The 14,454-nt window shown below is 35.8% G+C and carries 14 protein-coding genes; 6 read left to right on the top strand and 8 right to left on the bottom strand.

Annotated elements, in window-relative coordinates; all coding sequences use genetic code 11:
* Positions 1-13: 13 nt before the first annotated feature.
* From M2306_RS14465 to M2306_RS14440, 6 genes are all read right to left on the bottom strand, one after another.
* Entirely contained in the window at positions 14-1,708 is a 1,695-nt protein-coding gene (locus M2306_RS14465) for a ribonucleoside-diphosphate reductase subunit alpha (RefSeq protein ID WP_002988759.1), read from the bottom strand.
* Between the two features lie 29 nt (positions 1,709-1,737).
* A complete protein-coding gene (locus tag M2306_RS14460; protein ID WP_002988760.1) occupies positions 1,738-2,715 on the bottom strand; it encodes a ribonucleotide-diphosphate reductase subunit beta in 978 nt (325 codons plus the stop codon).
* Between the two features lie 417 nt (positions 2,716-3,132).
* Entirely contained in the window at positions 3,133-4,173 is a 1,041-nt protein-coding gene (locus M2306_RS14455) for a hemin-degrading factor (protein ID WP_259190887.1), read from the bottom strand.
* 12 nt (positions 4,174-4,185) lie between these two features.
* Complete coding sequence (locus M2306_RS14450; protein WP_002988764.1) at positions 4,186-4,962, bottom strand: heme ABC transporter ATP-binding protein; 777 nt, start codon at positions 4,960-4,962, stop codon at positions 4,186-4,188.
* A 2-nt stretch (positions 4,963-4,964) separates the two neighbouring features.
* Positions 4,965-5,996, bottom strand: coding sequence for a FecCD family ABC transporter permease (locus M2306_RS14445; RefSeq protein WP_259190892.1), 1,032 nt, complete (start codon positions 5,994-5,996; stop codon positions 4,965-4,967).
* Between the two features lie 10 nt (positions 5,997-6,006).
* Positions 6,007-6,873: a heme/hemin ABC transporter substrate-binding protein gene (locus M2306_RS14440; protein WP_259190893.1), complete on the bottom strand. Its 867-nt coding sequence runs from the start codon at positions 6,871-6,873 to the stop codon at positions 6,007-6,009.
* Positions 6,874-7,151: 278 nt separating this feature from the next.
* Between M2306_RS14440 and M2306_RS14435 the strand changes: the two genes are divergently transcribed.
* From M2306_RS14435 to M2306_RS14410, 6 genes are all read left to right on the top strand, one after another.
* The gene (locus M2306_RS14435) at positions 7,152-7,949 is read left to right on the top strand and encodes a M48 family metallopeptidase (protein ID WP_115092114.1); all 798 of its coding nucleotides are present in this window, start codon (positions 7,152-7,154) and stop codon (positions 7,947-7,949) included.
* A 329-nt stretch (positions 7,950-8,278) separates the two neighbouring features.
* Positions 8,279-9,493 (top strand): aminotransferase class V-fold PLP-dependent enzyme, encoded by a 1,215-nt coding sequence (locus M2306_RS14430; protein WP_259190894.1) that lies wholly within the window; start codon positions 8,279-8,281, stop codon positions 9,491-9,493.
* A 23-nt stretch (positions 9,494-9,516) separates the two neighbouring features.
* Complete coding sequence (locus M2306_RS14425; RefSeq protein WP_259190895.1) at positions 9,517-9,933, top strand: SufE family protein; 417 nt, start codon at positions 9,517-9,519, stop codon at positions 9,931-9,933.
* A gap of 26 nt (positions 9,934-9,959) precedes the next feature.
* A complete protein-coding gene (locus M2306_RS14420; RefSeq protein ID WP_002988779.1) occupies positions 9,960-10,280 on the top strand; it encodes an iron-sulfur cluster assembly protein in 321 nt (106 codons plus the stop codon).
* A 1-nt stretch (position 10,281) separates the two neighbouring features.
* The gene (locus tag M2306_RS14415) at positions 10,282-10,797 is read left to right on the top strand and encodes a DUF2480 family protein (RefSeq protein ID WP_002988783.1); all 516 of its coding nucleotides are present in this window, start codon (positions 10,282-10,284) and stop codon (positions 10,795-10,797) included.
* A 56-nt stretch (positions 10,798-10,853) separates the two neighbouring features.
* Positions 10,854-11,699, top strand: coding sequence for a DUF3078 domain-containing protein (locus M2306_RS14410; protein ID WP_259190896.1), 846 nt, complete (start codon positions 10,854-10,856; stop codon positions 11,697-11,699).
* Positions 11,700-11,756: 57 nt separating this feature from the next.
* On the opposite strand, the gene asnA is transcribed toward M2306_RS14410, so the two are convergent.
* Together asnA and hflX are read right to left on the bottom strand one after the other, a co-directional pair.
* On the bottom strand, positions 11,757-12,758 hold the full coding sequence (gene asnA / locus M2306_RS14405; RefSeq protein WP_259190897.1) for an aspartate--ammonia ligase: 1,002 nt from the start codon (positions 12,756-12,758) through the stop codon (positions 11,757-11,759).
* Between the two features lie 250 nt (positions 12,759-13,008).
* Complete coding sequence (gene hflX / locus M2306_RS14400; RefSeq protein ID WP_259190898.1) at positions 13,009-14,244, bottom strand: GTPase HflX; 1,236 nt, start codon at positions 14,242-14,244, stop codon at positions 13,009-13,011.
* Positions 14,245-14,454 lie beyond the last annotated feature (210 nt).

Raw genomic sequence — 14,454 nt, 5'->3', positions numbered from 1 at the left:
ATTTATTTCTTGATTAAGATTCACAACTGCTACAGTTCACCAAGTTCGTTACCATTTCTTTCGAAACACTTTGACTTCTTTGGTAGTATAGCGTTTTTACTCCTAGTTCCCACGCTTCAATCATCAAGCGGTTTACATCTTTAATTGGTAGAGAAGAAGGAATGTTTAAATTCAAACTTTGTGCTTGATCCACATATTTTTGTCTGATGGCAGCTTGTTGAATAATTTCCAATTGACTGATTTCTTTAAATGTTTTGAAAACAGCTTTTTCTTCTTCTGTTAATCCGTCCAATTGTTGAACACTTCCTCCAGAAAGCATGATGTTTCTCCAGGTCTCTTCATTGTCCATCCCTTTAGACTCTAATAAAGTCGTTAGGTATTTATTTTTACGCATGAAGTTTCCTTTTGATAAACCTGCTTTGTAGTAGTTACTACTGAAAGGCTCAATTCCAGGAGATGTTTGTCCTAAAATAGCAGAAGATGACGTTGTTGGCGCAATAGCCATCGTTGTTGTATTTCTTCTACCGTATCCTTTTAAGATTTCAGGCTCTCCGTAAATACGAGCTAATTCTTGAGAAGCTTTATCTGCTTTTGCACTGATATCTTCAAAAATTTTGTTCGTCAACATTTTAGCTTCTAATCCTTCGAATGGAATCATGTTCTTTTGTAAGTATGAATGCCATCCTAAAACTCCTAAACCTAAAGCTCTGTGTCTTTTTGCAAAGCGGTTTGCTGAAGCTAAGTAGTAGTTTCCTTCTGTTTTTTCGATGAATTCTTGTAATACTGCATCCAAGAAGAAAATCGCTAATTTTACAGCTTCTGTATCTTTCCACTCATCGTATAACTCTAAGTTCATAGAAGATAAACAACAGATGAATGATTCGTCATCAGAAGAAGGTAACATAATTTCTGAACAAAGATTACTTGCGTTGATACGCATATTTAAATCTTTGTATACTTGTGGTTTGTTGCTATTTACGTTGTCAGAGAAGAACAAGTAAGGCATTCCTTTTTGCTGTCTGCTTTCCAGTACTTTTGCCCATAATTGTCTTTTTTCTTTATCTCCGTCAATCATTTCTTTCATCCAATAGTCAGGAATACTTACGCCATAGAATAAGTTTTGAATTGGATTTCCGATGTTTTTAATGTTTAAGAACTCATCACAATCTGGGTGATCAATATCTAAATAAGCCGCAAATGCACCGCGTCTTACTCCCCCTTGTGAAATCGTATCCATAGCCGTGTCAAAAAGCTTCATAAAGCTTACCGCACCACTACTTTTACCATTATCTGTAACTGCGCTCCCTCTTTCGCGTAAGCCTCCGAAATAACCCGAAGTACCTCCACCAATTTTGGTTTGCATAATAACTTCCCCTAATTTGTGCGTAATCCCTTCAATACTATCCGGAATGTTTACGTTGAAACAAGAAATCGGTAAACCGCGTTCTGTTCCCATATTTGCCCAAATCGGTGAACTTAAACTCATCCATCCACGTTCAATCATCTCTTGAAAAGACTCTTTCAATTCTGGTTTAAACAAGCGCTTTGCAGCTGCCGTTGTAATACGGTCAATAGCTCCTTCAACCGTTTCTCCTTTCAACAAATAACCTCTGTTTAGGATCTGCTCACTCTCTGAGTTTTTCCACCACAGTTTTTCTTGTAGGTTATCGTTCTCTTTTACTTCTAGTGGTAATGCGAAATTGTTCATAGTAATTTTGTGCAATTATAAGGGGTTAATTAGAATAAATCTTCAGCGGTTATACTCTTATCGTGTTTCGTATAATCTACTGGTCTTTTTGCAAAGAAATCGTCTAAACTGTTAGCGAAAACTTCCTCTTCAAACCACGCCATCGGTTTATATTGTTCTTGCGTGATATTGTACACTTTTTTCAATCCGATTTTCAACATACTTTCATCCACTCTAAATTTCATGAAGTTTAGTAAGTCATGTTTATTAACCGTTTCGATCGTACCTGTTTCAAAAATCCAATCTAGGATTTTAGCCTCAATATCAATTGATGTTTTTACAACATCATTCACATGGTTAATCAATTCTTCATCAAAGAAATCTGGATATTCCTCACGGATAATATTGATGATATAGATTCCTGCATTTGCGTGAATTTGCTCGTCAACAGAAGTCCAAGCAATAATGTTACTTACGTTTTTCATTAATCCTTTGAATCTTGTGAAAGATAGGATAATGGCAAATTGACTAAACAATGATACGTTTTCAATTAGTAACGAAAATAAAATTAACGATACTACGTATTTTTTGCGATCCGTGCTATTATTTGAATTTTCTAAAACAGAAGACAGATATTCCACACGTTCTTTGATTACTGGAATCGTTAACAAGGCCTCAAATTCGTCATTGTAACCCAATACATCCAATAAACGAGAATAAGCTTCTGAGTGTCTAAATTCACATTCTGCGAAAGTAGCCCCTAAACCATTAAATTCTGGCTTTGGAAAGTGACCAAATAAATTTCCCCAAAACGTTTTTACTGCTACTTCAATTTGAGCAATAGCTAATAAACTATGTTTGATTGCCAATTGTTCCTCTTTTGTCAAGTGAGAATGGAAATCTTGTGTATCTGCTGTGAAATCTACTTCACTATGCACCCAAAATGATTTGTTGATAGCTTCTGTAAATTGGTAGATACCTGGGTATTCGAATGGTTTATAGTTAACTCTTTTATCAAAAATAGACATAGCAATATATTTTTAAATTAATAACAGACGTAGTTTTTGCAAAGGCAGTAAACACCGGACGCTTCAGTCAAAAATGTCACTAGGTTTTTGCATAACTCACTTGGTTTTATACTCTTACAACTAAGAGGTAAATCAAAAGTGAACAGTGCTAAGTTACTATTTAGATGCTATGATGTCAACTTTATTTTAGATTAAGTTATCAAATATTGTTAATAACTTTTATACCCCTGATTCTGCCTTGGCTTTGGCGTGATTCTACCCGTGTTTGGAAGTTTTGGATGGATTTATATTCAAATTATTTGATATAGAAATCAAGTTTTTTTAACGGTAGAAGAGGAAAAAATAACGGTAGAGGGCAAAAAAAAAGTGCATCTATTCTTGGTGAATAAATGCACTTGAGTATACTTGTATTTTGGTTTAGTTTAATTGAGCAACAATAGATCTCCAAGTTTCTAATTCTGGAATTCCAGGTTTTCTTTTTCCAAAGAACTGAACGATGATTTCACCCATTTCATTGAATACCTCAACTGCAGTAACAATACCATCCTCTGTTGGTTTGCGTACCACCCAAGTCTGAGCTACTTTATCCATGTCCAAGTGCATGTTAAAGTCTGGATCTAAAACATTGTACCAGTTTTGGTGCCACATCGTTTTATTTACTTCTCCTGTGTGGATTTGGATGTTTCCTCTATTTCCTACAAACACCATAATTGGCGTTTTTTCTGCAGAAGCTTGCTCTAATAATGTGATAATCGAATCTTTAGAGATTTGTTTAGCATAGAATTCACTTGGCGCTAAACGCAACGCTTGAGTTCTTGTAACGTTGTATTTTTTAAGTAAGCTGAAGAAGTTATGTGTATCCTTCAAGCTTTCCCATTCTTGTCTGAATGCTTCAACATCTACCTCTTCGTCTAAACGCTCATCTAAATTTTGGATGTAAGGCTCTGTTTTATCATTAAACTCCTGAACTTCCGCTCTGTATTTAGCAACTAAAGCATCAAAAGCATCGGCATTGCTGATTGAAGTCAAGTAAATTTTGTGGATAGCTTCTCCATCTTTACCAAAGAACTGTAAGCTTTTACGTACAATATTTCCTGTTTCTTCTACTACAGCGAATACATATTTCCAATGCGATAAGAAGATGCGTAAATCGATATCTGGGTTTACGAATAAACCAGCATGAGGATTAGAAAAATCAGGATTACTGTAAATTCCTTTGCGTTCGTGTACACATTCGTCATTGCGTGTTAAAGCCATAACTTTACCTAACGACTCGATTTCGCTTAAAATAGCTACCATTTCAGGTCGAAGTAAAGTAGCTGTCTCTCCTAAAGTAGTCGCTAGTAATTCCATTTCGCTAGCATTTAATTCCGCAGCGGCATTTCGTATACGCAAACGTGGGTTTTCTTCTTTTAATTGGGCCCAACGTTCTTTTAAAGCTAATATTTCAGTATTCATTTTTAATGTTTTTTATACTCCAAAGATGATTAATGGAGCGTTATTAACTGGGTTTTTTGTTACGATACATGGAAATTTATAAACCTGAGAAATCGTTTCTTGGGTTAATACCTTTTCAGGAGTATCGTAAAGTACCTTTTCTCCTTTGTTGAGTAAAAGGATGCGATCAGCATATTGCGCAGCAATATTTAAATCGTGAATAACAACAATGGCCGTATTCCCTTGTCTAGTAAATTCTTTGATTAGATCAAGAATTTTATGTTGATGTAAAACATCTAAATTGTTCAATGGTTCATCCAAAAACAACAATTTATTTTCTATTGGATTGTTGAGTTGAGATAAGACACGTGCTAAATGTACGCGTTGTTTTTCTCCTCCAGACAAGTGATTGTACTCTCTGTGTTGAAGCGGACATACATCAATACACTCCATGCTGTGCTGGATTGCTTTTTTGTCCTCTTCAGAAGGGGTGTGTTCAAAATAGGGGTATCGCCCCATCATCACTACATCTTCAACTTGTAGGGGAATATCAGTATTAAATGATTGAGAGAATTTAGCTTTGTGTTTAGGCAATGTCTTTTTGCACCATTTCGGATACTCACATTCTTTCAATAGGATGCGATTACCCGGTTGATGTAATTCATCAGCAAGTAAACTTAAAAAGGTTGATTTACCTGCACCATTTGGTCCCAAAACAGCAATAAATTCCCCGTTCTGACAACTAAAATCGATGTTGTTGATCAGAAAGGTATCTTTTGCTTTAAAACTAACTTGAAGTGCTTCAATCATAATTACATTGATTTTTTGAATTTAATTAAAATAGCAATGAAAACAGGAGCTCCCATAATTGCAGTCAAGATTCCAATAGGAACTTCAGTTGGCGGAACTAATGTTCGACTTACTCCATCTGCCAGCAGCAGTAAAATACCTCCGGCTAGGAAAGAAAGAGGAAGAATAAAGTAATAGTTCGACTTGAAGATTAACCGCAAGATGTAGGGTACTACTAAGCCAACAAAACCAATTGTTCCTGTAAAAGCAACAATGGTACCTACCATTAGGGCTGAAAACAGAATAATTCTTTTTTTGATGCGCTCTACTGTTATCCCCAGATGATTGGCGTCTTGTTCACCTAACATCATGGCATTTAATGCTTTGCCTAAGTTAAGTAAATAAAATAAAGAAACCCCAATAACAACTGCTAAAATCGCTATTTTCGTCCACGTTGCACCAGCTAAACTGCCTAAAGTCCAGAAGGTTAAGTTTCTCAATTCTTCGTCATTGGAAACAAAAGTCAGCAATCCAGTTATAGAACCTGAAAGCGCTGTAATAGCAACCCCAGATAATAATAAGATACTGATGTTGGTTTTGCCATTTACTGTGGACATTTTATAGACAAAACTCATTGTGAGAATAGCCCCAATAAAGCTCATGATACTCAAAAGCGAATAGTGGAGAAATTCAGGGATAAACGGTTTGATAAAGGCGCCTAAAACGATGGTTATGGAAGCAAAAAGTACCGAACCAGAAGTAATTCCTATTAAATCTGGCGATGCCAAGGGATTTTTGAACATCCCTTGTAACGCAGTACCTGATAACGCTAAACCACCACCCGCTAAAACGGCCATAATAATACGAGGCAATCGCACATGTGTAATGACATATTGATCACTCGAATTTACTTTTTCAGGATGAAAAAGCAAATTAATTATGGTGTTTAGGCTACTATTCTCAAAGTTGTAAACTCCTAAAAAAATAGACACGGCTGCCATACCCACTAATACAATACTCAAGGTGCCTAGATAAAAAGAGAGTCTTTTTTGCATGTTATTTCCCTTATTCTGATAACAATTGATTTAATTGTGTAACTGCAGTTCCAACTCTAGGAGTGAATCCCGTTAATAACAAACCATCCATTGCGATTATTTTTTTGTTTTTTCCAGCGTTTGTGCGGTTTAAACTTTCAATTTTTAAAACACCATCTATACCACCCATGCTTTGTAATCCTGTGTCAAACATCAAGATATAGTCAGGGTTGCTGTTTAATAAAGCTTCAGGAGTAAGGGGTTTGAAATCGTCAAATCCTGTTACTGCATTTTGTCCTCCTGCTAATTCGATAATGTTTTGCATTGGCGTTTTATCCCCAGCTACAAATAAGTTACCAGCACCTCTTGCATAAATGAAAAGAACTTTTGGTTTAGTTTCAAAGGTTTTTAACTGCGCTTGATCTTGGTCAATTTTAGCCAATAATCCCTCATAGTCTTTCACGTTTAAAGAAGCTGCAATGTCTTTAATTAACGTTTTTGTTCCTTCAATTGAAAAATCTTGATCAATGATAACTAATTTGATGTTTGCATCTTCTAATTGCTTTTTCAAATTCTCGTTTAAATCCTTCTTAGCAACGTAAACAAGGGTTGGTTTTAACGCCATTAAAGCTTCAATATTGATTTTATTTACGTGCTCTAATTGGGTAGCTGTAGTATTCATATCTGCTGGATAGGTACTTGTAACATCGACTCCTACGATATTATTTCTTTGACCTAAATCAACTAAAGTTTCTGTAATTGCTCCATTTAAGGAAACAATACGTTCGTTTGAAGTAGCTACTTCTGTGGTAGTTGTCTCAACAGCTTTCTCTTCTTTGCTGTTTTTACACGCAACAACTGATAATGCGAGTAGGACTAAAAGGGCAGTTCTTTTCATACAGGATTCTTATTTTAATTAAATCTGAATAGAGGCAAAAATAGGACTTTTTCAAATCAAACAAAACATATTAAGATTAATTTTAAATAATAGATTGTGTGAGGGATACAAGGCAATTATGTTAAAAAAATGGAAACGCAAATAGAAGGAAATAGTTGCACTTCCACAGAAGTTAAAAATGAAGCGGATGGACTTCCTTGCGTTTTGTCAATATGATAATAATGGGAGCCAAAAAGATGTTTTTTTTGCAGTATCTTTGGGGTATAAAAAAAATAACGATGAAAAAGGTTTTATTTACTCTAGCTGTGGCATTTTTAGGAATGGCATCTGCACAAGCTCAATTAGGGAAATTGAGCGGAAAAAAAATTGATGCACTGACAACAGCGGTTTCTGCTTTTACAGTGTCTGATGAAGAAATTCAACAATCTGCTAAAGAAGCAGTGAAATGGATGGATGAAAACAATCAGGTTTGTGATTTAAATTCGAAACAAAAAGACATGCGTGAGTACGCAGAGCGTTTGGATCGTATCTTTAAACCATATAAAAATTACGATGGTTTAGATTTAAACTACAAAGTGTACTACGTAACCGATATCAATGCGTTTGCATGTGCTGATGGGAGTGTTCGCGTATTTTCATCTTTAATGGATATTATGACAGATGATGAATTGTTAGCGATTATCGGTCATGAGATTGGGCATGTGAAGTTAGGGCACACGAAAAAAGCGTATGAACAAATTTTACTCGCAGAAGCAGCAACTAAATACGTAGGCTCTACAAAAGGAACAGCTGCAGATATCATGAATTCTAATTTAGGAGGAATGGCAGAACAATTTATGGGTGCTAGTTTCTCTAGAAAACAAGAATCAGATTCCGATGATTATTCGTACAAATTCTTAGTGGCACATAAAAAAGATCCGCAAGCATTAGCAGATGGATTCCAAAAATTTGCTGATATGGAGAAAGAATACGGAACAGATAAATCGATTGTATCTAAAATGTCTTCTAGCCATCCAGATAGTGAAAAACGTGTAAAACGCGTAGAAGAAAAAATTAAAAAAGACGCAAAAAAATAGTCTTTGACGAAATAAAAATGCAAAGGGGCTGTCTCTCATAAAAAGGAGTAAGCCCCTTTTTTTATGTTTTGAATTTTGCTTGAAAAGGATTCCTTAGGATGAAGATGTGAAAATAGTATTAAAATGTAAATTCCTTGTTTCTATTATTTAAAGTATTTCGCCGTAGAGTTTTTATTAATCTCGATTTAGAAGTAAAGGGTATAGGGTGTTTTGGCAAATAATACGCCTAATTTTTAAAAAATAAGTCATTGTATTGCGAATAGATTGTTTTCTGCAAACCGATGGGATTCACTATCTTTGTCTATATTTTTGATTAAAAAAGACAGGTTATGTTAGATATAAAAGCAGTTAGAGATGATTTTCCGATCCTGAAACAACAGGTAAACGGGAAACCTTTAGTATATTTTGATAATGCTGCTACAGCTCAAAAACCGAAAGTGGTAGAAGAAGCGATCAAAACGTATTACGAAACCATTAATGCAAATATCCACCGTGGAGTGCATACGTTAAGTCAATTGGCTACGGATGCGTATGAAAAATCGAGAAAAAAAGTACAACATCATATCCATGCAAAAGAAGATCATGAGATCATCTTTACACCAGGAACAACCTTCGGAATTAATTTAGTTGCTAATGGTTTTGGTGCATTATTAAAAGCGGGAGATGAAATATTGATTTCGGCTTTAGAACACCATTCGAATATTGTGCCTTGGCAATTTGCATGTGAACGCTCTGGAGCGACATTAAAAGTAATCCCAATGAACCAAAAAGGGGAGTTGATTATGGAGGCTTATGATGCGTTATTATCACCGAATACCAAAGTGGTTGCTGTATCTCATATCTCAAATGCTTTAGGAACAATTAATCCCATCAAGGAGATGATTGCTAAAGCACATGCTGTGGGAGCTGCTGTTTTAATTGATGGAGCACAAGCAACACCGCATATTAAACCAGATGTACAGGATTTAGATTGTGATTTCTACGTATTCTCAGGCCATAAAATATGTGGGCCAACAGGAATAGGAGTGCTATACGGAAAAGAAGCCTGGTTGAATAAATTACCTCCATACCAAGGAGGAGGGGAGATGATCAAAACCGTGACATTTGAAAAAACAACCTATGCGTGTTTGCCTCATAAATTTGAAGCTGGAACTCCCAATATTGCTGGAGGAATTGTTTTAGGATATGCATTGGATTATTTGAATCAACTGGGATTTGATAACATACAAGCCTATGAGCATGAGCTTTTAACGTATGGAACACAGCGTTTGTTAGAAATTGAAGGCTTACACATTGTAGGAACAGCCGAAAATAAAACATCGGTGATTTCATTTAATATTGAAGGATTACATCCGTATGATGTGGGGGTAATTGTGGATAAGCTTGGAGTTGCGGTTCGTACTGGGCATCACTGTACACAGCCTATCATGGATTTCTTCGGTATTCCAGGAACGATTAGAGCATCATTTAGCTTTTACAATACAAAAGAAGAAATTGATATTTTAGTGGAAGCAGTGCGCAAAGCCCAACAAATGCTTTCCTAATCCAACATAGAAATTAGTAGAATATGACTATAAGAGAAGCACAAAAAGAAATAATGGACGAATTCTCCATGTTTGAGGATTGGATGCAACGCTATGAGTACATCATCGAATTGGGAAAATCACTTCCTATTATTGATGCCAAGTATCAAGTAGAGGAAAATTTAATCAAAGGTTGCCAATCTCAAGTGTGGTTACACGCCGAAAACATAAACGGAAATGTTGTGTTTACTGCGAATAGCGATGCTATATTAACCAAGGGAATTATCGCCATTTTAATTCGTGTTTTTTCCAATCAAAAACCAGTGGATATCGTAGAAGCAGATTTGTCTTTTATCGATGAAATTGGTTTGAAAGAACATTTATCGCCAACACGTGCCAACGGATTAGTTTCAATGATTAAACAAATTCGCATGTATGCTTTGGCTTTTCAAGCCCAATAATTTTAATTCAAAGAAAGAGTTTTAGTATGGAAGAAATAGACGTACAACAATTAGGAGAAAATATCGTAAGAATATTAAAAACAATTTACGATCCAGAAATTCCAGTAGATATTTACGAATTAGGGTTGATTTATGACGTATTTGTCAATGAAACCCATGACGTTAAAATCTTGATGACTTTAACATCACCGAACTGTCCAGTAGCAGAAACGTTGCCAATGGAAGTAGAGGAGAAAGTTAAGTCTATAGACAATGTGAACAATGTTGAGATTGAGTTGACTTTTGAGCCAGCTTGGTCTAAAGACTTGATGAGTGAAGAAGCACAATTAGAGTTGGGATTATTATAATATGGAAGGAGAAATTGTAAATAAAGTTGCCAATAGTGCATTGAAAGTCTTTGATTTGGAGGATATGTATCCAACCAACCCAAGGATGGAAGTGGATATTGCTCAGTGGTTATATGAAGGCTTTGTTTTACGAGAGAAAGACTTCAGAGCGGCTCTAAAAGAGATTGATTGGTCAATCTATCAAGATGCTTACGTTGGTTTATATTGCTCAACAGATGCGATATTACCAGGTTGGGCGTATATGCTTTTAACGAGTTATTTACAACCAGTTGCAAAACGCGTTTTCTTAGGGGATAAACACCATTTAGAAAATTCGATTTATCAAGAGTTGTTATTTGCGATAGATTATAGTCAATATCAGGACCTGCCTGTGATTATCAAGGGTTGCTCAAAGAAAGAGATTCCAGAGGAAGCATACGTTCTAGCAACACAATTGATGATGAATACAGCGCGATCGGTCATGTTTGGTGAAGCTTGTTCAGCCGTACCTGTTTACAAACGTTTAGCAAAAAAGTAATTTTTTTTTGTCTTTTCCGCAGTTTATTGTTATTTTCGTGTTAAAATAACAGTATTATGAAAAAATTTTTGCTTAGCATTGCTGCTGTGTTTATGTTGTATTCCGCACAAGCTCAGGAAGCTGAAGGTACTGAAGTGCAAAAAAATTGGACTTCAAAAGGGAATTTTGCTCTTATTGCAAATCAATCTAGTTTTTCAAATTGGCAAGCAGGTGGGGACAATAACCTTGCTGGAAATGTAAACTTGAATTACGATTTGAATTACAAGAAAGACGATTGGACCTGGGACAACAAATTTCAAGTTAGTTATGGTCTAACGAAGTTAAAAGGGGAAAAAGAAAAGAAAACGGATGACCGTTTAGAAATTACCTCTTTACTTGGTAAGCAAATGACAAACAAGTGGTATTATTCATTATTCATGAACTTTAAAACACAGATGGATTCTGGTTGGGATAAAGACGGGAATAAGAATACACACTTTATGTCACCTGCTTATTTACAAATAGGACCTGGTTTATTGTGGAAACACGATGACAACCTAAAAGTAAACATTGCGCCAGCAACTTCTCGTTTTATCATGGTTCACAAGCATTTTACTGAATTTGGTGATGCTTTTGGGGTGGAAAAAGGTAAAACAATGGAGTACCAACTGGGTATGGCAGTTAATGGATACTACAAATTTAATCCAATGGAAAATGTTTCTATTGAGAACATCTTGAACCTGTATTCTAACTACTTAGAAAAACCAGAAAACGTGGTATTAGATTATCAATTGAATGTTGTTTTGAAAGTGAACAAGTATTTATCTACAAACTTGACTTTCCAAGCAGTTTACGATGATAAAGCATACCAAGGTTTCCAGTTAAGAGAAATGATTGGTTTAGGAGTAAACTATACGTTTTAATTGTAGATTTTACAAGAATAGAAAAAAGCTCAAGCCAGAAGGCTTGAGCTTTTTTTATTACAATAAGTAAATCTGTTGTTGCGTAGCCTGGGCTCGAACTTCAGTAGGCCATAAACTGACTTGGACTTCGCCAATGTGTTGTTTGCGCAATAAAAACATACAAAGTCGCGATTGACCAATTCCACCACCAATGCTCAAAGGAACTTGATCCTGTATGACCAATTGATGATACAACAAGTTCATTCTACTACTGGTTTGAGTGAGTGCTAATTGGTGTAGCAAAGTGGCCTGATCGACGCGTATTCCCATCGAGCTCAATTCAACAGCTTGCTCTAAAACGGGATGCCAAACGAGTAAATCACCATTCAATCCTCGGTATCCATCTTCTGTAGCCGTACTCCAATCATCGTAATCGGAAGCTCGACTATCGTGAGGAGCCCCATCGGATAATGGATGCCCTACACCCACAATGAAAACAGCTTTGTGTTCTTTGACGATGGCTTGTTCTCTTTCTTTTGGACTTAATGTCGGGTAGAGTTGCAAGAGTTGTTCTGCCTGGATAAAGGAAATCGCTTCGGGAAGTATAGGCTCAATCTGAAGCTCTTGCCAGACCATAGCTTCAGTTTCCCTTAGCGCTTGGTAAATATGGCGTACAATGGCTTTTAAATAGCTTAAACAACGGTTGTGTGGTGCTATTCTCAATTCCCAATCCCATTGATCTACATAAATAGAGTGAATAGGACTGTAATCTTCATCGGCACGGATGGCGCGCATATCCGTTAGAATCCCCTCATAAAGCGGTAATTCAAGCTCTTGCAAGCGAATTCTTTTCCATTTGGCTAAAGAGTGTACAATTACAGCATTAGTAGATAAAAATTTTACAGGAAAAGAAACTGCTTTTTCAACACCATTTAAGTCATCATTTATTCCTGTCCCCTCATTGACAAGCATAGGAGATGAAATAGGATACAAATTTAGTGCTTCGCTTAGTTTTGCAGCAAAGGTTTGTTTAATTAAGGCAATGGATTTCTCGGTCTGTAAAATTTCTTTTTTACGCATAATGGTACCTGTTAAATGTTATAAATAAAAAAAGGCCCCTCGAATGAGGAGCCTTTAAACGTTGAATAAATAATATAAATATTAGCCTATTCTCAATCCATAGAAATTCCCCTTCGAAGTGCAGATGCAATTCAAATTTGAAGAGAAATTAGTATTAGTTAAGATTGATATAAGCATAACGAATTGGCGTTTGATTAAACGGAATAATAAAAGTACTACATTTTATCTTTGCTGTACTCTAAAATAAAAGTTAAATTTTATCTTCTTCATTTTCAATTAAATGATCGAAATCAGGATACAAGAAATTGTTGTAAGGGAATCGAGTGATGTGAATTTGACGAACAGTCTCATACACTTTTTTTCTAAATTCCTCAAAGTTTTCTTTGTTGGTCGCTGAGATGAAAATGGCATTATCTACACCCACTTTGTTCATCCATGTTTTCTTCCATTCCTCAATTGAATAGTGACGAGAGGTGCGTTCTGTCATTAAATCATCTTCTGCAATCACTTCTGGATGGTAGGCATCAATTTTATTAAATACCATGATGGTTGGTTTATCATCACTTTTGATGTCTTTTAGAATATCATTCACTGAGGTAATGTGATCTTCAAAATCATGGTGAGAAATATCTACTACATGCAAGAGTAAATCCGCTTCTCTAACCTCATCTAATGTACTTTTAAACGACTCAACTAATTGCGTTGGAAGTTTGCGAATAAATCCAACAGTATCAGAAAGAAGGAAAGGCAAATTGCCAATAACAATTTTTCGAACGGTGGTATCTAAAGTCGCAAATAGTTTATTCTCAACGAAAACTTCACTTTTTCCAATGGCATTCATTAACGTCGATTTACCCACGTTGGTGTACCCAACAAGTGCCACGCGAACCATAGCTCCACGATTACTACGTTGAGAAGCCATTTGCTTGTCAATTACTTTTAATTTTTCACGCAACAAGGTAATTCTATCGCGAACGATACGTCTATCTGTCTCAATTTCCGTTTCTCCAGGACCACGCATTCCAATACCTCCACGCTGTCTTTCCAAGTGGGTCCACATTCCCGATAAACGAGGAAGTAAATATTGAAATTGAGCGAGTTCTACTTGTGTTCTCGCATAGGAAGTCTGTGCGCGTTGAGCGAAAATGTCTAAAATTAAGTTGGTTCGGTCTAAGACCTTACAGTCGAGTATTCTAGTAATGTTTTTTTGTTGACCAGGTGAAAGTTCATCATCAAATATGACCGTGTGAATATCGTGTTCGACAATATACGATTTGATCTCCTCCATTTTCCCCGTTCCCAAGAAAGTCTTCGCATTGGGTTGATCTAATTTTTGACTAAAACGCTTGTGTACTTCTCCACCTGCCGTAATAGTTAAAAACTCTAACTCATCCAAGTACTCATTCAACTTTGCTTCATCTTGATCTCTATTGATAATACCTACAATAACAGATCTTTCAAAATTTATTTCTTCTCTTTCAATCATATAACTATTGTCTATGTAGACAAAATTAGTAAAAAAATATGGGTTGATGGTTTTTGTCAGGTAAGAGTTTGTGATTTGAATGCGTGAAAGCTTTTAGAAATACAACGGCAACAAGGATTTTGTAGTGAAACAAAACGACTGGAAAAATTAAGAAATGTTAATAAAACAGTGCCTTTTGCTTAAATATTTCATTTTTGAATATGATGAAAA

Source organism: Myroides gitamensis, from assembly GCF_029894455.1.
In the GTDB taxonomy this organism is placed as follows: Bacteria; Bacteroidota; Bacteroidia; order Flavobacteriales; family Flavobacteriaceae; genus Flavobacterium; species Flavobacterium odoratum.
This window is presented reverse-complemented; position numbering and strand designations above follow the sequence as displayed.